The organism is Kitasatospora sp. NPDC004531, assembly GCF_053602195.1.
Genome location: NZ_JBSGDD010000001.1, coordinates 169,560 through 194,876 on the forward strand (window position 1 = coordinate 169,560; position 25,317 = coordinate 194,876).

Annotated in this window: 15 protein-coding genes; 3 read left to right on the forward strand and 12 right to left on the reverse strand. The window is 75.3% G+C overall.

Annotated features, from left to right (window positions below):
• The 3 genes from ACWEMJ_RS00820 to lanM all read right to left on the reverse strand — a co-directional run bounded on the left by ACWEMJ_RS00820 (position 1) and on the right by lanM (position 6,460).
• Positions 1 to 2,976: a helix-turn-helix transcriptional regulator gene (locus tag ACWEMJ_RS00820; protein WP_452134753.1), complete on the reverse strand. Its 2,976-nt coding sequence runs from the start codon at positions 2,974 to 2,976 to the stop codon at positions 1 to 3.
• 68 nt (positions 2,977 to 3,044) lie between these two features.
• Positions 3,045 to 3,281 carry a hypothetical protein gene (locus ACWEMJ_RS00825; RefSeq protein ID WP_452134754.1) on the reverse strand — a complete coding sequence of 79 codons (237 nt, stop codon included), beginning with the start codon at positions 3,279 to 3,281 and terminating at the stop codon, positions 3,045 to 3,047.
• A 140-nt stretch (positions 3,282 to 3,421) separates the two neighbouring features.
• Positions 3,422 to 6,460 (reverse strand): type 2 lanthipeptide synthetase LanM, encoded by a 3,039-nt coding sequence (gene lanM, locus ACWEMJ_RS00830; protein WP_452134755.1) that lies wholly within the window; start codon positions 6,458 to 6,460, stop codon positions 3,422 to 3,424.
• 148 nt (positions 6,461 to 6,608) lie between these two features.
• Here lanM and ACWEMJ_RS00835 point away from each other — a divergent pair, with 148 nt between their 5' ends.
• Together ACWEMJ_RS00835 and ACWEMJ_RS00840 are read left to right on the forward strand one after the other, a co-directional pair.
• Positions 6,609 to 7,427, forward strand: a complete 819-nt coding sequence (locus ACWEMJ_RS00835) for an AfsR/SARP family transcriptional regulator (RefSeq protein WP_452134756.1) — start codon at positions 6,609 to 6,611, stop codon at positions 7,425 to 7,427.
• Positions 7,428 to 7,633: 206 nt separating this feature from the next.
• Complete coding sequence (locus tag ACWEMJ_RS00840; RefSeq protein WP_452134757.1) at positions 7,634 to 7,840, forward strand: DUF397 domain-containing protein; 207 nt, start codon at positions 7,634 to 7,636, stop codon at positions 7,838 to 7,840.
• A gap of 49 nt (positions 7,841 to 7,889) precedes the next feature.
• On the opposite strand, the gene ACWEMJ_RS00845 is transcribed toward ACWEMJ_RS00840, so the two are convergent.
• The 3 genes from ACWEMJ_RS00845 to ACWEMJ_RS00855 form a co-directional block, all read right to left on the reverse strand.
• On the reverse strand, positions 7,890 to 9,155 hold the full coding sequence (locus ACWEMJ_RS00845) for an MFS transporter (protein ID WP_452134758.1): 1,266 nt from the start codon (positions 9,153 to 9,155) through the stop codon (positions 7,890 to 7,892).
• Positions 9,152 to 11,890: a class III lanthionine synthetase LanKC gene (gene lanKC / locus ACWEMJ_RS00850; protein WP_452134759.1), complete on the reverse strand. Its 2,739-nt coding sequence runs from the start codon at positions 11,888 to 11,890 to the stop codon at positions 9,152 to 9,154. Before lanKC ends, ACWEMJ_RS00845 begins: the two co-directional genes overlap by 4 nt.
• A 976-nt stretch (positions 11,891 to 12,866) precedes the next feature.
• Positions 12,867 to 13,856, reverse strand: coding sequence for an alpha/beta fold hydrolase (locus ACWEMJ_RS00855; protein WP_452134760.1), 990 nt, complete (start codon positions 13,854 to 13,856; stop codon positions 12,867 to 12,869).
• 124 nt (positions 13,857 to 13,980) lie between these two features.
• Here ACWEMJ_RS00855 and ACWEMJ_RS00860 point away from each other — a divergent pair, with 124 nt between their 5' ends.
• On the forward strand, positions 13,981 to 14,565 hold the full coding sequence (locus tag ACWEMJ_RS00860) for a helix-turn-helix domain-containing protein (RefSeq protein ID WP_452134761.1): 585 nt from the start codon (positions 13,981 to 13,983) through the stop codon (positions 14,563 to 14,565).
• Positions 14,566 to 14,577: 12 nt separating this feature from the next.
• Here ACWEMJ_RS00860 and ACWEMJ_RS00865 read toward each other — a convergent pair whose 3' ends face one another.
• From ACWEMJ_RS00865 to ACWEMJ_RS00890, 6 genes are all read right to left on the reverse strand, one after another.
• Positions 14,578 to 15,924 (reverse strand): DUF2252 domain-containing protein, encoded by a 1,347-nt coding sequence (locus tag ACWEMJ_RS00865; RefSeq protein ID WP_452134762.1) that lies wholly within the window; start codon positions 15,922 to 15,924, stop codon positions 14,578 to 14,580.
• 112 nt (positions 15,925 to 16,036) lie between these two features.
• Positions 16,037 to 17,443 (reverse strand): dihydrolipoyl dehydrogenase, encoded by a 1,407-nt coding sequence (lpdA, locus tag ACWEMJ_RS00870; protein ID WP_452134763.1) that lies wholly within the window; start codon positions 17,441 to 17,443, stop codon positions 16,037 to 16,039.
• Positions 17,444 to 17,506: 63 nt separating this feature from the next.
• Complete coding sequence (locus ACWEMJ_RS00875; RefSeq protein ID WP_452134764.1) at positions 17,507 to 18,829, reverse strand: M1 family metallopeptidase; 1,323 nt, start codon at positions 18,827 to 18,829, stop codon at positions 17,507 to 17,509.
• On the reverse strand, positions 18,826 to 22,659 hold the full coding sequence (locus ACWEMJ_RS00880) for a Pls/PosA family non-ribosomal peptide synthetase (protein WP_452134765.1): 3,834 nt from the start codon (positions 22,657 to 22,659) through the stop codon (positions 18,826 to 18,828). The genes ACWEMJ_RS00875 and ACWEMJ_RS00880 overlap by 4 nt, the downstream gene beginning before the upstream one ends.
• Positions 22,660 to 22,782: 123 nt before the next feature.
• Entirely contained in the window at positions 22,783 to 23,181 is a 399-nt protein-coding gene (locus tag ACWEMJ_RS00885; RefSeq protein WP_452134847.1) for a VOC family protein, read from the reverse strand.
• A 111-nt stretch (positions 23,182 to 23,292) separates the two neighbouring features.
• Positions 23,293 to 25,296, reverse strand: a complete 2,004-nt coding sequence (locus ACWEMJ_RS00890) for an APC family permease (protein WP_452134766.1) — start codon at positions 25,294 to 25,296, stop codon at positions 23,293 to 23,295.
• Between the last annotated feature and the right edge of the window lie 21 nt (positions 25,297 to 25,317).

The following is a 25,317-nucleotide window of genomic DNA, read 5'->3' on the forward strand; positions in this document are numbered from 1 at the left end:
TCACGGCGAGGTGACGCGGGCCGCCCAGTCCGCGAGGGCCGCCCGGTTCGGCTGGGCGGCCTTCTCCAGCAGGCTCGCGACGTGCTTCTCCACCGTGCGCGGCGAGATGCTCAGCCGGGCGGCGATCTCCTGGTTGCCCAGGCGCTGCGCGACCAGCAGCACCACCTCGTACTCCCGCACCGTCACCCGCCGCCCGCGCAGCGGCTCCGGGACCTGCTCGGTGCCGGTGCGCCGCTGCGGGACGCTCGCCCCGGCCTCCCGCAGCAGGCGGCGGCAGGCGGCCCCGACGGCGGGCACCCCGGCGCGGTGGAAGTACTCCTCGGCGCTGCGCAGCCACGGCACCGGCTCGCCCCAGCCGTCGGCGAGCGCGGCCTCCGCGATCAGCCGCAGCCCCAGGTGCCGGGCCATCTCGAACGGGCGGGCCGCCCGGACGGCCTCCGCGACGGCGTCGGCGGCCTCCCCCGCCTTCCCGGCCCGGCCCAGGTGGACGGCGTGCGCGAGCCGTTCGAACTGCCGGTTCCAGGCCAGCGCGGCGGCGTGGTCGGCGGCCGTCCGGGCGTGCTCCTGCGCGCTCTCGGCGCCGGCCAGCGCGCGCAGCAGCGGGTGCAGGCCGTGCGCGCCGTTCAGGTAGAACACCGACGGGTAGCGGGCCTCCCGGCGGCGGGCCCGGTCGAACTCGTCGAGGGCCAGCGCCCGGTCCTCCTCCAGCAGCGCGCACACCGCCCGGCAGTTGCCGTGGGTCAGCGGCAGCTGTAAGGAGTCCGGGCCGGCCCAGCGGTCGAACTCGGCCAGCACGTCGGCCATTTCGGCCCGCCGGCCCTGGTGGGCGGCCACCGTCGCCCGGGTCAGCAGCAGGAACTGGTGGTGGTCGACGTTGCGCAGCCGGGCGCTGGCCTCCAGGCCCTGGTCGGTGAGGGTGCGGGCCCGGGCGTAGTCGCCGCGCAGCACGGCGTGCATGGCGAGCGTCGCCTCGGCGGAGCGGACCAGGTCGAGCGCCCCCAGGTCGACCGCCGCGCGGTGTGCCCGCTCCAGTTGGACGGACTCCCCGACCCGCATGAACTCGTTGACGCCGAGCCGGAGTTGGGCGTCGACCTGCCAGCCGGGGAGCCGGTTGCGGGCGGCCAGGTCGAGCAGCCGGCGCAGGCAGGCGTCGGCCCGGTCGAAGCCGTTGCGGCGCTCCAGCAGGGCGAGCAGCTGCCAGGCCTGGCAGGCGATGTCGGGCAGGCCGGCGGCCTCGGCGCGTTCGGCGGCGCGCCGGGCCAGCCGTTCCGCGGCGACGGTGCGCGCCTCGCCCTCCGGGAGCCCGCCGTCGGGTGTCGCGCCGCCGACGCCGGCCAGCGCGAGGTGGGCCTCCACCACCTCCAGGGCACAGGTCCGCTCCGGGCCGGCCGTCGGGCCGAGCAGGGTGCGGACCAGGGCGGTCTGCTCGGCGGCGTCGGCGAGCCGGCCGGCGGTGACGGCGGCCCGGGCGAGGCGCAGGTGCAGGGCGGCGGTGCGGTCGTCGCCGAGGGCGGCCGGGCCGCCCAGCGGGAGCGTCCGGGCGAGGTCGCGGGCCTGGTCGAAGCGGCCGCTGTCGGCGAGGGCGTGCACCAGCTGCTCGCGGATCGCGCTGGCGGCGGCCGTGGCGGCGCCGTCCCCGCCGACCAGTTCCAGGGCGCGTTCCAGCAGGGCGACGGCGGACTCGGTCGCCCCGCCCTGCCCGGCCTCCTCGGCGGCCTCGGCGAACAGCCGGGCGGCGGCCTCCGGTTCGCCCGCGGCCTGCCGCAGCACGGCCACCAACTGCCGCCACTCGCCGGGCAGTCCGGGGTAGGCGCGTTCCACCTCGCCGGCCGCGCGGCGGGCGATCGCGGCCCGCTCGGCGGGCAGCAGGTCGGCCAGCAGCGCGTCCGCGACCATCGCGTGCCGGAACTCGTACCGGTCGGCGACCGGCCCGCTCGGCGACAGCAGCCGGGCGTCGATGCCGGCCCGCAGGTGGATCAGCAGGCTGCGGTCGTCCAGGCCGGTGACCAGTTGCAGCACCGGCAGCGCGAAGCGCCGCCCGAGCACGGCGGCGACGTTGAGCATCTCCCGGCCGGCCGGGTCGATCCGGGCGGCGCGCTGCACGACGCTGCGCACCACCGTGGTGGGCACCTCGATGCCGAGGTCGCCGAAGACCTCCCAGCCCCGTTCGGGGTCGCGGCGCAGCGCCCCGGCGGTGACCATGCCGGAGAGCAGTTCCTCGATCACGAACGGGTTGCCGCCGGCGTCCCGGACCACCCGCTCGACCACGGCGGCGGGCAGCGCGCCGGGGGCGGCGGACAGGCAGGCGGCGGCGAGTTCGGCGGTCTGCGCCTCGTCCAGCGGCTGCAGGTCGAGGCGGCGGGCCTGTCGGCGGGCGGCGGCGTCGAGGGCCAGGTCGAGGGCCGGGCCCGGGTGCTGGCGGAGCGTGGCGACCAGCAGGACGGGCAGGCCGTCGAGGTTGTCGATCACGTAGTCGAGCACGGCCAGGGTCTCCGCGTCGGCCTCGTGCAGGTCCTCGACGATCAGGAGGCAGCCGCGCGGCGGCCCGTCCTGCTCGCCCCGGCCGACCGCGCCGAGCAGGCGCAGCAGCGCCTCCGCGATGTCGGTCAACGACGGTGGTGCGGCCGGGCGTTGCTCGCCCCGCCAGTCCGGGACCAGTGCCGCCAGCGCGGACCGGTACGGCGCCAGGACCGGGTCCTGCGGCGGTCCGCTCACCCGGAACAGCGACAGCAGCGCCTCGGCGATCGGCCGGAACGGCACCGGCGCGCCGGCGCTGCTGCCCCGGCCGCGGAGCACCGCCATCCCGTCGGCGACCGCCCGGTAGGCGCAGTCGGCGGTCAGCCGGGTCTTGCCGATTCCCGCTTCGCCGCCGACGAACACCGCGCGGCCGAGCCGCCGGCGGGCGTCGATCAACCCGTCGAGCAGGACCCGCAGTTCCGCGGCGCGACCCACGACATAGGGCGAGGAGGTGAGCATTCACGCAGGCTAACCGTCCGTGCCGTCATCGAGCCATGGGGACTTTTCGCACCCCGGTCGGCCCCGGGTCAGTCCTCGGTGAACGAGAGGGAGGTGAGGGTGGACGGGGCGGTGGTGTCGTTGGTGTCGAGGTCGAACGTGCCGAGCTCCGGCGCCACCCATCCGGCCAGCAGCAACGCCCGCCGCATGCGCGGCAGTTCGGCTCCGCGCAGGGCCGGGACGATCTCGCCGGCGGGGTGCGGCGTACACACGGCGGCGGCGGACTCGGAGATCTCCCACGGGGCGACGAGGGTGGCGGTGGTCATGGTGGTCCTCCTGGGTGGCGTGGTGAGCGGCAGGCCGGGTGGGGCCGCCGTGCAGGGTGTGACGTCCGACGGGTCCGTCGGACCGGGGGTGGTGCGGGAGTGTGGCGACGGCTCGCGGCCGGGGTCGGCGCGGCGGGCGGTCAGCCGCGCGGGGCCTCCAGCAGCAGGACGCAGGGCACGTCCGCGGGGTGGGCGAGGCGCAGCAGGGTGTGGCCGATGCCGGCGAGGCCGGTGAGCAGGCCGGGGGTGGTGATGCCGGACGGGGTGGCGCAGCGGGGCCCGGCGTGGTCGAGCTCGCCGAGCAGGGTGGCGGCGCGGGTGGCCGCGCGGGTCGGGTGGCCGGTGAGCAGGAGCTCCAGGGTGGCGCTGTCGCCGTGCAGCAGGCTGTGGTCGGCGGCGGGCGCGGCGGGCGCCGCGGGCGCCACCGTCCCGGGGGTGTGGGCGGCGGTCAGGCGGGCGGCGGGGCCGAGCGCCCGGGCGGGCGCGGGGTCGGGCAGCGGGATGTCGCGGCCGGTGGCGGCGTAGCGGTGCAGCGCCCAGCGGCGGTGCGCGGCTCCGTCGGGGGTGGGGTCGGGGGTGGCGGCGAGCCGTCGGGCGCAGTGGTCGGCGGCGCCGGCGGCGGCCGGGTCGCCGGTGAGGCGGTGGACGGCCAGCAGGGCGGCCAGGCAGCCGGCGTCGCCGGAGAGCAGCTGTGCGTCGGGGTGCGGGTCGTCGAGGGGCGCGGTCCTCGCGGCGCGGGCGGTGAGCCGGACGGCGGCCCGGGCGGCGTCGGCGAGTTCGCCGGTGTCGTCGAGGTGCAGGGCGTCCAGGCGGGCCAGTCCGTAGGCGATGCCGGCGAGTCCGGTGAAGCCGCCCGCGCCGACGGCGTCGAGGTGGGCGGGGTCCTTGGCGAGGGCGTCGAGCAGCGGCGGCAGGGCGCGGACGGCGCGGCGGGCGGTCTCGGCGTAGCGGGCGGTGCCGGTGAGCGCGGCGAGCTGGGCAAGGAAGAGTGCGGTGCCGAGGTAGCCGCCGTCGAGGGCCGCGCCCTGCGGCATCAGGGCCCACTGGCGGTCGGTGATCGGTTCCAGGGTGAGCCAGTTGACGCGGCGCCGGTCGCCGTGGGCGTGGGCCAGGATGCGGTCGGCGAGGTCGCAGGCGGCGGCGAGCAGCCGGTCGGGGTCGGGGGCGAGCGGCGGGCGGGACCGTTCGGCCGGGGCGGCCGGCGCCGTGCCGGGTCCGGCGGAGCGGGTGGCCAGTGCGGCGCGGACGATCCACTCCTGGTCGTAGAGGTCGGTGCGGTCGAGGGCGGCGAGCCGCCGCCGGGTCCGCTCGACGCCGCTGTCGGCGGGGGTCGGGCCGCAGGGCCGGCCGTCGGCGTGCAGGCGTCCGCCGCCGGCGGTGGCGGTGAACAGCGGGATGTCGCCGCGCCAGAGTTCGGCGTGTTCGTGGGCGGCCAGCGGGCGGCGGTGCGGGTCGTCGGCGGACTCGCGCCACAGCAGGGCGAGCAGCCGGTCGCGGTCGAGGCCGTCGCGCAGCGCGTCGGGGTGGGTGGACTCCTCCAGCAGCGTCCCGTACCGCCGGGTGGGACGGACCACGACGCGCACGGTGTCGGCCGCGAAGTTCTCCAACGGGCCGCCGGGGGCGGCGAGTCGGGGTGCGGCGTCGGCGAGGGCCCGGTAGCCGGCGCGGAATCCGGCGACCAGCGACTCGGTGTACTCCTGCGGGTCGACGTCCGCGCCGTCCAGCCGGGGCCGGTTGTCGGCCCGCCGCAGCCGGCCCTGTTCGCGCACCAGCCGCATCCGGTCGGTGCCGGCGTCCGCCCAGCCGGGCACCGACATCGGCAGGGGCGCGCCGTCGTCGCCGCCGAGGCCGGAGACGTCGAGGGCGCCGTGTTCGCCGAACATCGGGAACGGCAGCAGCGAGATCCGCTGCACCGACTCGGCGAGCACCCGCCGGGCGGGGTCGTCGCCGAGCGGTTCGGCGGGCGCCTGGTCGGGGTGGAACAGCGTCTCCAGGTCGACCAGGACGGGCTGGTCGCCGGCGGCGATCAGGTTCTCGTAGTGGATGTCGGTGCCGCCGAGGACGTGCAGCAGCGCCAGTTGGACGCCGAGCCGCCGGTAGAAGCGGTCCACGCCGCACCGGTCCTGGCACGGCCCGGCCGCGACGAACTCCAGCCAGCCGTGGTCGCCGCGGTCCAGCACGGCGAGCCTGCGCAGTGCGGCGTCCGGCACCGACTCGGCGAGCAGCCGCAGCAGTTCGTTCCAGTGCCGGTGGACGGACAGCGGGCGCGGCTTGTACACGGCGCGCCGCCCGTCGGCGAACTCCAGGACGGCCACGGTGCGTCCGTGGGCGTGCCGGTCGCCCGCCCCGGTGCGCACCCGGACCAGCAGGCCCGGGTCGGCGCCGGCGAACAGCTCCCGTGCCATGGCGGCACGGTCGGCGGCGAAGCGGCCGGCCAGTTCGCTCCAGGCGGCCACCGCGTCCAGGCAGCTGTGCGCCAGCAGGCGTGCCAGCACCGGGTATTCGGCGAGCAGGGCGATCAACCGCTCGGGCGTGCGGGCCTGCCGGACGAAGTCGTCGAAGCGTTCCTGGCCGTTCGTGCCGCGCAGGGCGCCGCCGATCCGGGCCATGTTCAGTTCCAGTACCAGCGTCCGGTCGGCGACCCGCACCAGCCGGGCCGTCAGGCTGCGCTCGAAGTCCCGCTCCAGCGCCGGGAGTTCCGCGACCTCGCCGACGGCCTTCCAGTCCGCCTCGGCGCGCAGCGCGGCCAGCGCGGCGGCGGTGAACGGGGCGACCACGGTCGCGAAACCGGCCGCCCAGAGGGCCAGCTCCGCGTCGGCGCCGGCCGGGAGGGACGCGGCGGCGACCGCGCTGCGGACGAAGCCGACCCACTCGGGGGCCGGCGCGGTCCGCGCCGCCAGGTCGGCGGCCGGCTCGGCCAGCAGGGCCAGCAGGCGGGCCCGGTCGGCGCCCAGGTCGGCCAGCCACTCGTCGAGTCTGCCGTCGAACTCCCCGTGCCAGGAGGCGAGTCGGCGCTCCGCCTGGGCGGCGGGCGTCGAGCCGGGCGCCGCGGCCGGCTGCCCCGCCGGGTGCGGCGGGCGCTCGTCGGCTGCGCCGGGCAGGCGTTCGGTCAGGCTCAACGCCGGTGCCCACCAGGGGCCGTCGCCGTCCCGGCCCCAGGTGGCTGTGGGATCCGTCATGCTTACGAGCATGGCGAGCGGCGGGTTCGCGGACATGGGGGGCGGCCCCCATATTCCCGTACACGGGCGGCGGGTGGCCGCCGGTACGTAGGGAATTCGGGGGCGCCGCCCGGATGGAACGGCGCCTTCCGCAGGTCACGCTCTTCCCATGGATGCGACCATCACAAAGACGACGGTGCAGGTCCTCGGCCCGATGTCGGCCTCGGTCGACGGGTCCCCGGTGCGGCTCGGCGGGCCCCGGCCGCGTGCCGTGCTGGCGGCGCTGGTCGCGGCGGGCGACGCGGTCGTCCCCGAGCAGCACCTGATCGACTCCGCCTGGGAGGACCGCCTGCCGGCCAACCCCCGGCACGCCCTGCACACCTGCGTGGCCGACCTGCGCCGCGCCCTGGACCCCGGCCGCCCGGCCGGCCACCCGTCGTCGGTGCTGCGCCACGGGCCCGGCGGCTACCGGCTGCGGCTCGCCCCGGACGCGGTCGACGCCCGCCGGTTCGTCGCCCTGGTCGAGCGGGCCGGTGCGGCCGCCCGCGTCCACCGCCCCGCGGAGGCGCTCGCCGCGGCGGACCGGGCGCTCGCCCTGTGGCGCGGCCCGGCCTTCGCCGACCTGGTCCACCTGGTCTTCCTCGACCCCGAGCGATGTCGGCTGGCCGAGCTGCGCTGCACCGCCCGGGAGATCCGGGCCGCCGCGCTGCTCGCCCTGGACGCCCACCACCTCGCCGTGACCGAGTGCGCGCTGCTCACCAGCGAGGCCCCGCTGCGCGAGTCCGGCTGGGCCCTGCGGGCCCGGACGCTCTACCGCAGCGGCCGCCAGGCCGAGGCGGCGGCCGTCCTGCACACCGCCCGGCGCACCCTGCGCGACGAGCTCGGCGTCCACCCCGGGCCGGAACTGGCCCATCTGACCCAGCGCGTCCTGCTGCACGACCCGACCCTCGCGGCGGAGCCGGCCGGGGCGCTCCGGCAGCCCGCCTGACGCCGCACGAGGGCAGAGGCCGCCGCATCCTCCCATGCCCGGACGGCCCGGACACCGGTTATGCCGATGATCGGGCCTCCGGGCGTCCGATCTTCGCCCGGCCGGTGTTTCGGCATGTCCACGTCCCTATGATCTCCTCAGATCGACGGGCCCGTCCGGGTCCGCGGATCGCCATGCCCGAAAGCCGAGTTGGAGGAGCGACCCCCATGAGCAGGACCACCGACGAGCTGACCTGGCGCAAGTCGAGCTACAGCGGCGGCTCCGGCGCATGCGTCGAGATCGCGGTGCCGAACGCCGCGACCACGGCCGTCCGGGACTCCAAGGACCCGGGCGGCCCGCAGCTGCGCTTCCCGAACGAGGCGTGGGCGGCCTTCGCGACCGCCGCCGCCGAGGGCGCCTTCGGCGCGCTCTGAGCGTCCGACACCGGGGACCCCTGCCGCCGACCGGCGCCGGGGGTCCTTCTCACGCCGCCCGCTCGGCCGGCTCCGGCGGCCGCACGTTCAGGCTCCGCCGCCCCAGCACCACGGCCGTCAGCGCCACCCCGAACAGCGCGGCCACCACGGTCAGCGCCGCGCCCGCGCCCGCCGACTGGAGCAGCGCGCCGGCCGCCAGCGGGGCGAGCGGCTGGAGCGCGCCGCCGATGAACGAGGTGGTGCCGGTGACCCGGCCGTACACCTCGTAGTCGACGACCAGCATGGTGGTGCTGCCGAGCGCCGCGCCGACCACGGGCGACAGCAGCAGCACGGTGGCGAGCGCCGCCGCCGGGCCGAGCTGGCCGCCGCTCAGCACGCCCGCGGCCAGCGCGGCCAGCAGCCGCAGCGAGGCGGTGGCCGCCATCAGCCGCCACAGGCCCCAGCGGCGGAACGCGCCCGCCGCGAACAGCGAGCCGACCAGCCCGCACACGGCGGCGGTGCTGAACGCCAGGCCGGTGCCGCCGCCGGCCGCGTCGGGCCGCAGCAGCAGCACGTACATCAGCATCGAGACGGCGAGGTTGCCGGGCACCGAGTAGGCCAGGCTGGCCCGCAGGAACGGGGTGCGCCGGATGACGGCGAGGCCCTCGCGCAGCCGGGGCCAGCCGCGCGCCGTCGGGCCGTCGCCGGCGCCGGACGGCAGGCCCCGCACGCAGGCCAGCGAGACCAGGTAGCTGAGGGCGTCGGCGACGAACGGCACCGCCCGGGCCACGCCGAACAGCGCGCCGCCCGCGGCGGGGCCGACGATGGAGGCGCTGTAGCCGCGCACCTGGTTGGCGGAGACCGCCTCGGGCAGCTGGTCGGCGGGTACCAGGGTGCGCAGCATCTTGCCGGCGGCGGGCCCGAACGCGGTGAGCGCGGTGCCGGAGACGACGGTGGTGACGGCCAGCAGCCACAGCGGCGGCCCGCCGGCCAGCGCCCAGACGGCGACGGTGGAGACGGCGGCGAGCCGGGCGGTGTCGCAGGCCAGCATCAGGCGGCGCGGCGCGATCCGGTCGGCGAGCTGGCCGCACGGGGCGGCGGTCAGCCAGGTGGTGAGGAAGCCGAGGGTGGCCAGCACGCTGGCCTTCCCGGGCGACCCGGTGACCGCGACGGCCAGCATGGGGATCGCCAGCACGCTCATGGAGCTGCCGAGTTCGGAGGTGAACTGGCCGATCCACAGCCGCCGGAACATCGGGTTCGCCCCGATCAGCCGGAACCGGCGCAGCGGGCGCCGGTTCCGGTCCGGTCGTACCTCGGGCGCGACGTCGGTGGTCACGGCAGCAGTCCGTCCACGGTGAAGTGGAAGTCGGTGCGGGTGCCGGGCCGGGCGTGGCGCAGCCGGTCGAGGAAGAGCGCGATGCCGATCGAGCCGGTGGCCAGGTCGCAGCTCTCGCGCAGGGCCTGTTCGCCGGGGAAGCCGATGCCGCCGGGGATCTCGCCGTCCTGTTCGATCCGGCTGAGCAGGATGCCGTCGGCGACCCGGCGGGCTTCGTCCAGCCACCGCTGCTCGCCGAGCAGTTCGCCCGCGTCGAGCAGGACGTTGCCGAGGCCGGCGAGTCCGTGCGCGAGGTGCGGGAAGACGGCGTAGCGGCGGGCCGAGTCGCGCAGCAGGTCGTCGGCGACGGCGGCGAGCTGCTCGTCGGGCCGGGCGGCGAGGTAGCGGACGACGGCGACCGAGATGCCGGCGGTGCCCTCGTCCCAGTAGTTGCGCAGGATGGTGCGGCCTTCGGCGGGGCCGGTGTAGGACGGGAAGGCGAGGGTGCCGCCGGGGAGCGGGCCGGCGTGCGCGAGGTCGTGGCCGAGGGCGGCGCGGCCGAGGGTGTACCAGCGTTCCTCGCCGGTCGCGAGGTGCAGGTAGAGCAGGAACAGGGCGATGCCGCTGGCGCCGTGGCCGTGGCCGATCCGGGTGCGCGGCCGGTCGTCGCCGGCGGTGAGCTGCGGCCAGTGCGGCCCGTCGGGGCCGTGGACGGCGGTGGCGGCGAGGTGTTCGCCGTCGGCGACGGCGTCGGCGAGCAGTTCGGGGTCGTGCTGCCGGTGCCACAGGTGCAGGGCGGCGAGGCCGTGGCCGGCGGTGCCGTGCAGGACGCCGGGCAGGGCGTGCCGCAGCGGGTGGCGGCGGGCGGAGGCCATCAGCGCGCGGGCCACGCCGGGTTGGCCGAGCGTGTCGAACGCCCAGGCCAGGCCGGACTGGCCGAGGTACAGGCCGGGCGGGTACGCGGCGGGGTCGACGTCCTTGCTGAGCGTCCAGCCGAGCAGCCGGTCGGGCACGCTGCCGCGCAGCCGGTGCAGGCCGTACAGGACGCCGGTGGCGCCGTAGGCGAGGGAGAGCGGGTTGGTCTGGTGGACCAGCGGGTTGCTGGGGAACAGCCGGTCGGCGCGCTGCGCGTCGGCGGCGGCCTCGATCTCGGCGGCGATGCCCTCGACGGTGGCGGCGAGGTCGGCGTCCCCGAGCCCGGGCACGGCCTCGGGGTCGTGGTAGCGGCGGCCGGCGGGCTCGGTGAGCGGGACGGGGGACGTCCACAGCGCCGGGTCGTCGAACGGCAGGGCGTCGATCCGCTTCAGCAGCTCGTCCGGGTCGAAGTCGCTGTCCTCGGCCTCCGGGTCGGTCAAGTACCGGATCAGCGCGGGGAGTTCGGCGGGCAGCGCGAGGTCCTCGGTGAACGCGTCGAGGAACCGGTCCTGGGCGGGGCGGTGGAAGCCGGTGATGTTGTTGACGACCATGATCGAGGAGAAGATCAGCGCGCCGAGGCAGTGCCAGTCGTTGGCGCGGTCGTAGCGGTTGGTGGCGCGCAGCCGGGGGCTGGCCAGGCCGACGGTGTGCACGCCCAGGTGCGGGTCGACGCCCTCGCGGACGGCGGCCTCCAGGTCGAGCTGCACGGCCCGGCCGTCCGGGGTGATGTGCACGTTGGTGTAGGAGAGGTCGCCGAGCAGGATGCCGCGGCGGTGGGCGGCCGCGATGCCTTCGGCGACCTGCCGCCAGATGTCGCGCTGGGTGCGGTAGTAGGCGCGCAGGCTGTCGCCGTCCAGCTTGCCGGTGATCACCGGGTTGGTGGTGATGCAGTGCCGGCTGTAGTGCGGGCCGTCGATGTACTCCTCGACCAGGAAGGCGTGGCCGGCCTCGTGGAAGAAGTCCAGCGGCTTGACGAAGTACCCGGTGTCGGCGAGCTCCGACAGCACCTGGTACTCCTTCTCCAGCACCTCGGTGGCCGCCCGTCCGGGCCGCCCGACCAGCACGCCCGGGCGGGCCTCCTTGAGCACCACCTGCGCGCCGGTCTCCCGGTCGGTGGCCAGGTAGACGCCGCCCCGGTTGCCGAACATCAGCGCGGACGTGGGCAGGTAGCGCCCGTTCAGCGCGCTGTCCCCCTCGGCCTCCTCGGGCGGGAACGGGTCGGTGACCCACTCGGGCGCCTCGAAGTACGGGTTGCGGACGTCGGGGATCAGGGTGCCGTCGGGGGTGGCGATCATCAGGTCGTTGATGCCGTCGGCCCGCAGCCGCTTGATCGCGGAGAAGCCGCCGTAGCGGTAGTAGACGGCCGTCGAGCCGGGCCAGCGCCGGTCGGAGAGGATGTACGGGCCGCTGCGGCCCTCCAGGGCCTCGGCCAGCCCCTTGCCGACCGCGTGGAACTCGGCCTCGTCGGCCGGGTAGACGGTGATGAACTTGCCGCTGGCGGTCCGGGAGAAGGTCTTGCCGCTGGTCAGGCCGACCGACCAGGGGTCGATCAGGAACTTGAACGCCGCCTTGTGCGCGAACAGCACCGGCAGGGCGAGCCGCAGCACCTCCTCGCTCTCCGCCGCCTCCGCGGTGACGTGCAGCTTCCAGCCCTGCGCGGGGGTGTTGCGGGCGGGCGGGTCGGCCATGAACCACAGGCCGCGCCGGCGGGTCGCCCAGCCGTCCGGGACGAGTTCACGGAAGGCCGCGAGGTGCTCCGGGTCGGGGCGGTGGCGGTCGGCGGTCTCGTACCAGCGCCGGTCGAACTGCAGGTAGTACTGGAGCGATTGCCAGGAGAGCACGGGCGTTTCCCTTCCGGACGGTTGGTGCCAGGCAACGGGCGGGCCCCGGCGGCTGCGCTTCGCCGGGGCCCGGAAGACCTCTTGGGTCAGCAGCTGTGCGAGTCGCAGGACGAGACGCTGATGGCCTCCTGCTGGTCGTCGATCGGGCGCTCGTCGACGATGACGATCTTCTGCAGGTTCAGGACGTTCGCCATGGTGTGCTCCTTCTTGGTTGTGGTGCTTCGTCCGCCCGGCCGGTCGGCCGGTCGGCTCGGCGGCGGTGCGCCGCCGGAGTCCAGGAGGTTTCTGCCGGTCAGCAGCTGTGCGAGTCGCAGGACGAGACGCTGACGGCCTCCTGGTCCTCGATCGGGCGCTGGTCGGCGATGACGATCTTCTGCAGGTTCAGGACGTTCGCCATGGTGTGCTCCTCGGTGGTGTGTGCTCGGTCCGCCCCGTCCGGTCGGCCGGTGCGGCTCGGCGGCGGTGCGCCGCCGGATTCCAGAAGGTCTCGGCCGATCAGCAGCTGTGCGAGTCGCAGGAGGAGATGCTCCAGGACTCCTGCTGGTCGTCGATCGGGCGCTCGTCGACGACGACGATCTTCTGCAGGTTCAGGACGTTCGCCATGGTGGTGCTCCTCGCTGTGTGGTTCCCTCCGCCCGTCCGGTCGGCCGGTGCGGTGTGGCGGCGGCGCGCCGCCCGGGCCCGAAGGGCCTCAGTGGGTCTGCGTCAGCAGCTGTGCGAGTCGCAGGACGAGATGCTCCAGGACTCGCTGGGCTCGGTCTTGCCGCCGGCGCCCTCGACGACGACGATCTTCTGCAGGTTCAGGACGTTCGCCATGGTGTGCTCCTCGCTGTGCGGTTCCCTCCGCCCGTCCGGTCGGCCGGTGCGGTGGGTAAAGAACACCAGGGCCCGCTCCGAGAGCGCTCCGAGAGCGCTCCGAAGCCTTCGCCGACGGTGCCGCGCACCGCCTGTGAGCTGCGGAGAGAAGCTCGCGGGCTCAGCCGTCCAGGGCGGCGAGCCAGGCGGTCAGCAGGCGGTTGACCTCCTCGGGGCGCTCCTGCTGGATCCAGTGGCCGCAGCCGTCCAGGAGGTGACTGGAGGTCAGGCCGGGGAGGGTGGCGGGGTGGGCGGCGATCGCGTCGGCCATCCAGGCGGTGGAGGCGTCCAGGGCGCCGCCGACGAACAGCGCCGGCTGCTCGATCGGGGCCCCGTTGTACGGGGCGAGGTCCTCCCAGTCGCGGTCCATGCAGCGGTAGCGGTTGAGCGCGCCGGTCATCCCGGTGCGCTCGAACTCCCCGGCGTACACGTCGAGTTCGTCCTCGGTCAGCCAGCCGGGCAGCCGGCCCGCGGGGAACCGGTCGCGCAGCCGGCCGCCGGCCCGGGCCGTGAAGTGCGGGTCGGGCTCGCCGGGGGCGGGCATGGTGTCGGCGGACAGGGCCGCGTAGAAGCCCGCCAGCCAGCCCCGCAGGTCGGGCTCCATCTCCGCCTCGGCCCGGCCGGGCTGCTGGAAGTACGAGACGTAGAACTCCTCCTCGCCGCCCATCCGCGCGAAGACGTCGCCGGGGCGGGGGCCGCCGGGCGGCGTGTAGGGGACGCTCAGCAGTCCGACGGCGCGGAACACCTCGGGGTGGAGCAGGGCGGAGGTCGCCGCGATGCCGGAGCCCCAGTCGTGCCCGACCACCACCGCCGTCTCCTCGCCCAGGGCGCGCACCACGGCGACGTTGTCCGCCACCAGGTCGACCATCCGGTAGGCGTCCACCGCCGCCGGCCCGAACGAGCGGCCGTAGCCGCGCACGTCGAGCGCCGCGGCCCGGTAGCCGGCCGCGGCGAGGGCCGGGAGTTGGCGGCGCCAGGAGTACCAGGACTCGGGGAAGCCGTGGACCAGCAGGACCAGCGGCCCGGCGCCCTGCTCGACCAGGTGCAGGCGCCCGGCGGGGCCCTCGACGGTGCGGTGGCGCGGTGCGGCGGACGGCGCGGGCTGATGCATCGTTTCCTCCTCGGTTCGGGATTGCCCGCCGATCATGCGGCGCGGCCGCCGCGCGGCGCGAACACCCTTGCCGTTCTGGCAAACTGGCAGCACAGGGCGGTGCGGCCGGGGAGGCGGGGCGACGGTGACGGACGACGGCACGGCCGATGCACTGGCCGCCATGGGCCCCCGGCTGCGGGCCGCCCGCGAGCGGCGCGGCGCCACCCTCACCGGCGTCGGCCGCGCCACCGGCATCTCGCCGAGCACGCTGTCGCGGATCGAGACCGGCCGCCGCCGACCGACCCTGGAGGTGCTGCTGCGGCTCGCGAAGACCTACGGCGTCTCCCTCGACGAACTGGCCGGCGCCGCGCCCGCCGGGCCGCCCGCCCCGGCGCCGCCGCTCTCCCCCGACGGCAAGGCGGTGCTGCCGCTGACCCGCTACGTCGGCGGCCTGCACGCCCACAAGCACGTCCTGCCCGCCGTCGAGGCGCCGCCGCCGCGCCCGCGGCAGGTCTCCCACGACGGGTACGAGTGGCTGTGCGTGCTGTACGGGCGGCTGTGGCTGGCGCTCGGCGGGCAGGATCTGGTGCTGAGCGCCGGGGAGGTGGTCGAGTTCGACACCCGCACCCCCCACGGGGTGGCCAACGCCGGGCCCGGCGGGCCGGTCGAGTACCTGATCATGTTCGGGCCGCAGGGCGAGCGCCTGCGGCCGCGCACCCCCGCCCGGTAGCGCGGGCCCCCGTCAGGCGTTCTGGGCCTCGACCTCGCCGGTGGCGACGGCCTCGGTGAGGCGGGCGTGGTCGGCGGCGTTGATCCGGGCGTAGTGGTGGGCGAAGGCGGCGATCGCGCGGTCGAAGGCGTCGCCGCGGCCGAGGTAGGCGGCGAGGGCGACGCGGTCGCCGGAGCGGGCGTGGGCGCGGGCCAGGGCGGTGCCGCAGAGGGCCGCGTAGGCGCCCAGGGTGCGGGTGGTCATGGTGCCGACCTCGGCGGAGCCCTTCATGTCGCGCAGTTGCCGCCAGTAGAAGTGGCGGCCGCCGGGGCCGGTCGTCCAGCCGAGGAAGATGTCGCCGGCGGCCTGTACGAGCCGCTGCCCGGCGACCACGCGCTCGCCGTGGTGCCGGTACCCGCCGGGCCCCAGGTGCGGTTCCAGGACGGACGCCTGGGCCTCCTTGACCTGGAGGACCAGCGGGTCGGCGGCGTCCCGTCCCTCCAGCAGCACGATGTAGCAGCGGGTGCCGACGCTGCCGACGCCGACGACCTTGCGGGCGACGTCCACGAAGCGGTAGCGGTCGAGCAGGCGGCGGCGGTCGTCGGGGAGGTTGTCGGCGTAGTCGGCGAGCAGGCCGCGCACCTGGTCGGTGTCGAAGCCGAGGTGTTCGACCAGCGGGGGCTGGTCCTTGAAGCGGCGGCGGCCGTTCGCGGTGGTCTCGGTGAGCTTGCCGGCGGCCTGCAGGCTGTCGCGGCGGCGGGCGGCGGCGAGGCCGGCCTCGATCCGGCGGCGGGGCTTGCCCTTGAGCGTCCCGGCCAGCCGCTGGGCGTCGATCTGCCGGTACCAGACGGCGAGTTCGCCGAGGCCGGCGAGTTCACGGACGTGTTCGCGGTAGGCGCGGACGGCGTCCAGCACCACCTGGTGCGCGTCCTCGGGGCGCTCGCCGTTCTCCTGGGCGGCGACGGCGAGGCTGGCGGCGAGCCGCTGCACGTCCCATTCGAACGGGCCGGGCAGGGTCTCGTCGAAGTCGTTGAGGTCGAACACCAGGGTGCGTTCGGGCGAGGCGAACAGCCCGAAGTTCACCAGGTGGGCGTCGCCGCAGAGTTGGACGGTCAGGCCGCTGGTGGGGGCGGCGGCGAGGTCGTCGGCCATCACGGCGGCCGCGCCGCGCAGGAACGCGAACGGGGAGGCCGCCATCCGGCCGTTGCGGATCGGGACCAGCTCGGGCACCCGGTCGGCGGCCTGCGCGCGCAGCACGGCGAGCGGGTCGGGCCGGTCGGCGGCGGGCCGCCAGTGGCCGGCGGTGGAGCGCGGGGCGCGCTTGCGGGCGGCGCGGCCGAGCTCGGCGCGCTCCTCGACCGTCAGGTACGGGACGTCCATGCGGGCCGACTCCTCACGTCCGGGGGTGGTGGACGCAAGAACGTACCGCCCCGGCGCGCTCCGTCGGGGGACGGAGGACGCCGGGGCGGCCGGGCTCACCCGAACAGGCGAACTACATGTTGATCATGTGGCCGGCCAGGCCGTGCACGGCCTCCTTGACGGCCTCGCCCAGGGTCGGGTGGGCGTGGATGTTGCGGCCGACCTCGTGGACGGTGAGGTCCCACTGCTGGGCGAGGGTCAGCTCGGGCAGCAGCTCGGTGACCTCGGGGCCGATCAGGTGCGCGCCGAGCAGCTCGCCGTGGGTGTTGTCGCAGATCACCTTGACGAAGCCGACGGGCTGGCCGAGGCCGTGCGCCTTGCCGTTGGCGGTGAACGGGAACTTCTGCACCTTGACGTCGTAGCCGAGCTCGCGGGCCTGCGCCTCGGTGTAGCCGAACGAGGCGACCTGCGGCTGGCAGTAGGTGGCGCGCGGGACCATGACGAAGTCGATCTCCATGGTCTCGTGCTTGCCGATGGTCTCGGCGGCGACCACGGCCATCGCCTCGGCGGCGTGCGCGAGCATCAGCTTCGCGGTGACGTCGCCGATCGCGAAGATGTGCTCGACGCTGGTGCGGCCCCGGCCGTCCACGGCGATCGCGCCGCGCTCGGTGAGCTGCACGCCGGTGACCTCCAGGCCGTAGCCCTGGGTGCGCGGCGCGAAGCCGATCGCCTGCAGGACCTTGTCGGCCTCCAGCACCTCCTGCTTGCCGTCGCGGGTGACGGTGACCCGGACGGGCTTGTCCGGGTCGGAGTCGTCGATCGCGTCGACCCGGGTGGAGGTCAGCACCTGGATGCCCAACTTGCGGTACTGCTTGGCGAGTTCGGCGGACACGTCGGCGTCCTCCAGCGGCACCATGCGGTCCAGGAACTCGACGATGGTGACCTTGACGCCGTAGTTGTGCAGCACGTACGCGAACTCGACGCCGATCGCGCCGGCGCCCGCGATGATGATCGACCCGGGGAGCTGCTCGGTGAGGATCTGCTCCTCGTAGGTGACGACCCGCTCGCTGAGCGAAGTGCCGGGCAGCAGCCGGGTGGTGGCGCCGGCGGCGATGATGCAGTGGTCGAAGGTGACCAGTTCGAACCCGCCGCCGCGCAGCGTGACCTGCAGGGTGTGGTCGTCGACGAAGGTGCCCCAGCCGTCGTACTCCGTGATGTCGTTCTTCTTCATCAGGTAGTGGACGCCCTTGACCCGGCCGTCGGCGACCTGCCGGGAGCGGCTGAACGCCTTGCCGTAGTCGAAGGACACCTTGCCGTCGACCTGGATGCCGTAGAGGTCGGCCTCCTTCAGCACGGTGTGCGCGAGCTCGGCGTTGCGCAGCAGCGCCTTGGAGGGGATGCAGCCGACGTTCAGGCAGACGCCGCCCCAGTACTTGGCTTCGATCACGGCGGTGCGCAGACCGAGCTGGGAGGCGCGGACGGCGGCGGTGTAGCCGCCGGGGCCGGCGCCCAGGACGACCACGTCGTAGTGCGTGCTCATGTTCCTCGTTCCTCCGAAGACTTCGAAGACCGACGTTGGCTTCGCGGCCATGGTGTCAGTACATCAGGTCACGAACGGTCGCAGCTCGGGGAGGTCGGGCAGGGCGGGCCGGTGCAGCCAGTCGTCGAGCAGCGGGCGCAGCGGCCGGTCGGTCCAGTGGGCGGCGTGGGCGGCGAAGTCGTCGGTGGTGACGACGGAGTTCCGGTGGGCGGTGGCCCAGCTGTGCAGGAGGCGGAAGAAGGCGCTGTCGCCGAGGGCGCAGCGCAGGGCGTGCACGGTGAGGCCGCCGCGTTCGTAGACCCGGTCGTCGAACATGTGGCGTCGGCCGGGGTCGCCGATGGCCAGGTCCTGCGGGAGGGCGCGCAGTTGTCGGTGGGCGTCGGCGGCCCGGTGCTGGGCGGTGGGGCCGCCGGTGCGTTCGGACCAGAGCCATTCGGCGTACTTGGCGAGGCCCTCGTTGAGCCAGATGTGCCGCCAGTCGGCAATGGTGACGCTGTTGCCGAACCACTGGTGGGCGAGTTCGTGGGCGACCAGGCGTTCCCAGCCGCGCCGCCCGTCGACGTGGTTGCGGCCGAACGTGGCCATGCCCTGGGCCTCGACGGGGACGTCGAGCTCCTCGTCGACCACGGCGACGGTGTACTCGCCGAACGGGTAGGGGCCGAACAGTTCCTCGAACAGGGTCATCATCTGCGGCTGCCGCCCGAAGTCGTGCTCGAACGCGGTCTGCAGGGCGAGCGGCACCCAGGCGAGCTGCGGGACGGTGCCGGGGGCGCGTTCGGTCAGCGGGTGCTCGCGCAGCGGGGCGACGGCGAGCCCGACCAGGTAGGAGGCGGTGGGCACGGGCTGTTCGTACACCCAGGTGGTGGCGGAGGAGCGGGTGGTGCGGCTGAGCAGCCGTCCGCCGGTGACGACGGTGTACGGGGTGGCGGTGGTGACGGTCAGCTGGTAGGCGGCCTTGTCGGCGGGCCGGTCGTTGCACGGGAACCAGGACGGTGCGCCGATCGGCTGGGAGGCGACCAGCGCGCCGTCCTCGATCTCCTCGAAGCCGAGGCCGCCCCAGGGGCTGCGGACCGGGCGCGGGTTGCCGGACCAGTGCACGTCGCAGGTGAAGACCGCGCCGGCCGCGAGGGCCTTGGCGGGTCTGATCCGCAGTTTGCCGTCGCGGTGCGCCCAGCGCGCGGCCTTTCCGTCGACCAGGACCTTGCCGATCCGGAACGCGGCCAGGTCGAGGGCGAACTCGCGCAGCGGCTCGGGGCCCGCTATGGCGGAGATCCGGGCGGAGCCGGCCAGCCGGTTGGGGCCGGGCCGGTAGTCGAGGGCGAGTTCGTAGCGGTGGGCGTGGTAGCGCGGGTCGCCGTTGCGGGGGAAGTACGGGTCGGCGGTCACCGGTGCGTCTCCTCCTGGTGCCAGGCTTCGATGGGGTTGCCGAGCCAGCGGGTGTCGGCGGGCACCGTCTCGGCGCGCATCACCAGCGAGGCCGGGCCGAGCGTGGTGCGTTCGCCGACGGTGCTGCCGGGCAGCACGATCCCGCCGGGGCCGAGGGTGGATCCGGCGCGCAGCTCCACCGTGTCCAGGCGCATGATCCGGTCGTGGAAGAGGTGGGTCTGCAGCACGCAGCCCCGGTTGACGCTGACGCCGTCGCCGAGGGTGACCAGGTCGGCCTCGGGCAGCCAGTAGCTCTCGCTCCACACGCCGCGTCCGATCCGGGCGCCGATCGCGCGCAGCCACAGCGTCATGACGGGGGTGCCGGCGGCCCGGCCGACCAGCCAGGGCACGGCGAGCACCTCGGTGAAGGTGTCGGCCAGTTCGTTGCGCCACACGAAGGACGACCACAGCGGGTGCTCGACGGCCCGGAACCGGCCCACCAGCAGCCACTTCGCGGCGGCGGAGACCGCGCAGGCGAGCAGGCCGGCGGCCAGCAGCACCAGCCCCGACAGCAGCGGCTGCCGGAGCGCGCACAGGACGGCGGCGGTCAGCACCGCGAGCGCGGCGGAGGCCAGCACGGGGACGATCCGGCCGAGTTCGGTCAGCCCGCGCGCCCAGCGCAGCCGGGCGGGCGGCTCGTAGGTGAGCGCCAGGTCGGCGGTGTCGGCGGCCCGGGGCAGCTTGACGGGCGGCATGCCCAGGTAGGAGCTGCCGCGCTTGGCCTTCTTGGGCGTCGCCGACAGCACCCCGACCAGCCCCCGGTCCGGGACGGCCCGGCCGGGCGCGGTCATGCCGGAGTTGCCGAGGAACGCCCGCTCGCCGATCTCCGCCCGCCCGATCCGCACCCAGCCGCCGCCGAGTTCGTACGGGGCGATCAGGGTGTCGTCGGCGAGGAACGCCCCGTCGCCGACGGTGGTCAGGCTGGGCAGCGCGAGCACAGTGGACACCTCGGTGCCCTTGCCGATCCGCATGCCGAGCAGCCGCAGCCACACCGGGGTGATCAGCGCGGCGTACAGCGGGAACAGCGTCTCCCGGGCCAGGTCCATCAACTGGCTGACCGTCCACGCCTGCCAGCCGATCCGCCCGTGCAGCGGGTGGTGGCCGGTGCGCAGCCCGCGCGACAGCAGCCGGACCCCGACCAGTACCTTCACCGCGTACGCCAGCCCGTAGGCGAGGGTGGCGGGGACGAGGGCGAGCAGCGCGCCGCGCAGGGCCTGCGCCAGGTTGTCGCCGGGGTGCACGAACTGTGCGGCGATCAGCAGGGCGGGCAGCGCGGACAGCAGCGGCAGCGCGGACAGCACGAACCCGGTGGCGCCGTACACGGCCGCCCAGCGCAGGGTGCGCGGCGGGCGCTGCTTGGGCCAGCCGCGTTCGGCCTTGCCGGTCTTGACGGCGGGTGCGCCGGCCCAGCGCTGGCCGGTCGGGACGTGCCCGGTGACGCCGGAGCCGGGCGCGACCTCGGCCCGCTTGCCGATCTTCGCGCCGGGCAGCAGCGTCGAGCGGGTGCCGACCACCGCGCCCGCGCCGATCCGCAGCGCGCCGATCTCCAGCCGGTCGCCGTCCAGCCAGTGGCCGGACAGGTCCACCTCGTTCTCGATCGCGCAGCCCTTGCCGAGCCGCAGCAGGCCGGTCACCGGCGGCAGCGCGTGCAGGTCCACGTCCGGTGCGACCCGGCAGCCCAGCGCCCGCGCGTACCTGACCAGCCAGGAGCCGGACAGCTGCACCGCGCCGGAGGCCTCGGCGAGCCGCTCGGCGGTCCACAGCCGCAGGTGGACGCTGCCGCCGCGCGGGTAGCTGCCCGGGCCGACTCCGCGCAGCAGCAGCCGGGCGCCGCCGGCGGCGATCGCCAGCCGCCCGGGCGCCGAGTACAGCAGCGCCGCGCCGGCCGCGAGCAGCCACCAGGGCGCGGTGGGCGCCCACGGGTAGTCGCCGAGCAGGTTCAGCACGGTGCCGAGGGCGGCCAGCGCCAGCGACCACTTGAGGCCGGTGAGGGTGGCCAGCGGCAGCATCAGCAGCAGTTGCAGCGCCTGGGCGCGGCGCGGGGTCGGCTCGACGGTGCGGGCCGGGCCCTCGGACTGCGCGGAGCGCTCCAGCAGCCGGGCCAGCTTGCGCAGCGTCGGCTGCTGGTAGATGTCGAGCACCGAGGCGGTCGGGTAGCGGGCGCGCAGCAGGGTGGTCAGCTGGGCGGCGGCGAGCGAGCCGCCGCCGATCGCGAAGAAGTCGTCGCCGGCGCCGCGGACCCGGGTGCCGAGGATCTGCGTCCACTGCTCGGCCAGCCACGCCTCGGTGCCGTACAGCTGCTCGGCGGGGCCGGAGGTCTCCAGGTCGGGCAGCGGCCAGGGCAGCGCGTCGCGGTCGACCTTGCCGGACGTCCGGGTCGGCAGGTGGTCGACAGTGGCGAGCAGCGGCACCAGCGCGGCGGGCAGTTCGGCCCGCAGCCGGGCCACGGCCGCGTCGCGGTCGAAGCCGTCCCGGACCACCAGGTAGCCGACCAGCAGCTGGTTGCCGCCGCGGGCGGTGCGCACCGCGGCCGCCGCGCCGGACACCCCGGGCAGCGCCTGCAACGCCGCGTCCACCTCGCCGAGTTCGATCCGCCGGCCGCCCAGCTTGATCTGCTCGTCGGCCCGGCCGAGGAACACCAGCCCCTCGGGCTCGGCCCGCACCAGGTCGCCGCTGCGGTACGCCCGCTCCCAGCCCAGCGAGTCCAGCGGCGCGTACTTCTCGGCGTCCTTCGCCGGGTCCAGGTAGCGGGCCAGGCCCACGCCGCCGATCACCAGCTGCCCGCTGCCGCCCATCGGCACCGGCGCGCCCGCCTCGTCGACGACCGCCAACTCCCAGCCGTCCAGCGGCAGTCCGATCCGGATCGGCTGCTCGCCGGTCAGCAGCGACCCGCAGGCGACGACGGTGGCCTCGGTCGGGCCGTAGGTGTTCCACACCTCGCGGCCCTCGGTGACCAGCCGCTCCGCCAGCTCCGGCGGGCACGCCTCGCCGCCGAAGATCAGCAGCCGAACCTCGTTCAGCGCCTCGGCCGGCCACAGCGCGGCAAGCGTCGGCACCGTCGAGATGACGGTGATCTCCTGCTCGGCGAGCCACGGCCCCAGGTCCGCCCCGCCGCGCACCTGCGCGCGCGGCACCGGCACCAGGCACGCGCCGTGCCGCCAGGCCAGCCACATCTCCTCGCAGGACGCGTCGAACGCCACCGACAGCCCCGCCATCACCCGGTCCCCCGGCCCGATCGGCTCCTCCCGGAGGAACATCGCCGCCTCGGCGTCCACGAACGCCGCCGCGCTGCGGTGCGTCACCGCGACGCCCTTCGGCCGGCCCGTCGAACCGGAGGTGAAGATGATCCACGCGTCGTGCTCCGGCGTCGGCCGCTGCGCCTCGTGCCCCGACGGCTTCACCTTCTCCGGCCGCAGCTCGGCCCCGATCACGGCGTTGACGTCCGCCTCGCCGAACACCAGCTCGGCCCGCTCGTCCGGGTCCTCGAAGTCCACCGGCACGTACGCCGCGCCCGCCGCCAGCACGCCCAGGACCGCCACGTACAGCGCGTTCCCGCCGGACGGCACCCGCACCCCGACCCGGTCCCCCAGCCCGACCCCGGCCGCGCCCAACTCCCTTGCCACCCGCTCGACTTCGCCCATCAGCGCGGCATAGCTCAAGGTCTGCCGCCCGTCGTCCAGCGCGGGCTCCTGCGGGAACGCGGCCGCCGTCGCCGCCAGCACATCCACCAGCGTCCGCGGCGGGGAGGCGGGCCGGGCACGGAACAACGCGGTGTCGGAATCGGTGATCACGGCGATACGGTCCTCGTCCTGGGTTCCCCGGCGGTCAACCGAAGGCAACTGAAACGTGACAACCCGGACAAGTCTAGGTGAACGGGGGTGCACGGCCGGGGACATGGAACCGGAGCGGCGGCGCTACCGCGCCTGCGGCGGCCGCATCGCGACGAGTTCCAGCTCGAAGCCGTCGGTGTTCTCCAGGTACGCCGCGTACGTCTGCGGGCCGCCCGCGTGCGGGTGGCGGTCCGGGAACATCAGGCTCCAGCCGTGCCGCGGCGCCTCCGCGACCAGCGCGTCCACCCGTTCCGCGTCCGCCACGTGGAACGCCAGGTGGTTCAGGCCCGGGCGGCACCGGTCGTGCTCCGCGTCCGTCAGCGCGGGCGACTGCTCGACCACCAGGTAGGTCGGCCCGAGCCGCCAGCTGCGCCCGCCGTCCCACTCCTGGAAGCCCGCGTACCCGAGCGCCCCCAGCAGCCAGCCGAACGACTCCTCGGCCCGCCCCAGATCCGGCACCCAGATCTCCACGTGGTGCAGCATCCCGTCCACCGCCCCGCCCTCCTCCCGACTTCGGGCATCGTAGACCGGCGGCCGCAGCACCGAGCCCCCGGCAGCGCGCGGCTGTCGGGGGCTCGACCGGTGCGGGGCGGGTCAGCGGCCCTCGCCCCGGCGGGCGGCGCCCGGGGCGCGGACGGAGGGGCGGTCGGCGCGGCGACTGGCGGAGGTGAGCTGCCAGGGGACCGAGATGACCATCACGCCGGGGGTGAACAGCAGGCGGCTCTTCAGCCAGAGCGCGGACTGGTTGTGCAGCAGGTTCTCCCACCAGCGGCCGACCACGTACTCGGGGATGAAGACGGCCACCGCGTCGCCGGGCGAGGCGGCCTTCAGCGCGCGGACGTGGGCGACGACCGGCTTGGTGATCTCCCGGAACGGCGACGCCAGCACCCGCAGCGGCACGTCCAGGCCGCTGCCGTCCCAGGCCGTCCGCAGGTCGGCCGTCGCCTCGGGCTCGACGTCGACCGTGACCGCCTCGACGGTGTCCGGCCGGAACGCCTCCGCGTAGCCGAGGGCCCGCAGGGTGGGCTTGTGGAGCTTGGAGACCAGCACCACGGCGTGCACCTGGCGCGGGCGCGAACTCTCCGCGGCGACGTCCTCGACGGCGAGTTCGGCCGCGACGGCGTCGTAGTGGCGGCGGATGCCCCGCATGGTGAGCCAGAGCAGAGCTGCGGCGACCACGGCCAGCCACGCGCCCTGGGTGAACTTGGTGATCAGCACGATGACCAGCACCAGCGCGGTGGTGACGGCGCCCAGGCCGTTGATCAGCCGGGAGCGCTGGGCCCCGGCCCGCACCGCGGCGTCGGTCTCGGTGGCCAGCGTCCGGTTCCAGTGCCGGACCATGCCGATCTGGGACAGCGTGAAGGAGGTGAACACGCCCAGGATGTACAGGTGGATCAGGCTGGTGACGTCCGCCTTGTAGAACCAGAGCAGCCCGCCGGCCACCACGGCCAGCGCGATGATGCCGTTGGAGAACGCCAGCCGGTCGCCGCGGGTGTGCATCTGCCGGGGCAGGTAGCGGTGCTGGGCCAGGATCGAGGCGAGCAGCGGGAAGCCGTTGAAGGCGGTGTTCGCGGCGAGGATCAGCACCAGCGCGGTGACGGCCTGGATGAAGTAGAACAGCAGCGTGTCGGAGCCGCCGAAGACGGTCGCGGCGAGCTGGGCGATCACGGTCTGCTGGGTGTAGCCGTGGCAGTCGCCGGCCAGGCCGGTCAACTGGCAGGCGTCCTCGACGTAGTGGACGTGCGAGGTGAGGGCGAGCAGCGTCACTCCGGCGAACATCACCACCGCGACGACGCCCATCACGGCCATGGTGGCGGCGGCGTTGCGCGACTTGGGGGCGCGGAACGCGGGGACGCCGTTGGAGATCGCCTCGACGCCGGTGAGCGCCGTGCACCCGGAGGCGAAGGCGCGCAGGCCGAGCATCAGCAGGCCGAGGCCCTGGAGGGCGTCCTTGCCGTCGACGGCGGCGATGCCGAGACCCGCGGTGGGGGCCTGCGGGTTGTCGCCGAAGGCGAGCCGGATCAGGCCGGTGACGACCATCAGCAGGATGCCGCCGATGAACAGGTAGGTGGGGGCGGCGAAGGCCCGGCCGGACTCCCGCACGCCGCGCAGGTTCATCGCGGTGAGCAGCGCCACGAAGCCCAGGGCGAGCGCCACCCGGTGGTCGGCGAGCGAGCCGAACGCGGAGATGATGTTGTCGACGCCGGAGGCCACCGAGACGGCGACCGTCATCACGTAGTCGACCAGCAGCGAAGCGGCCACCACCAGGCCGGAGTTGGCGCCGAGGTTGCGGGAGACCACCTCGTAGGAGCCGCCGCCGCTCGGGTAGGCGTGCACCACCTGGCGGTAGGACATCACCACCACGGCCATCAGCGCGATCACGCCGAGGCCGACCCACGGGGTGAGGTAGAGGAAGGCGGTGCCGCCGACGGTGAGGACGAGCAGGATCTCGCCGGTCGCGTAGGCCACCGAGGAGAGCGGATCGGAGGCGAAGATCGGCAGCGCGAGCCGCTTGGGGAGCAGCGTCTCGCCGAGCTCCTCGCTGCGCATGGCGCGACCGATCACGAGGCGCTTGAGCGCCTGGGGGAGGTTGAACACAGCACGGGAGCGTATGCGCGA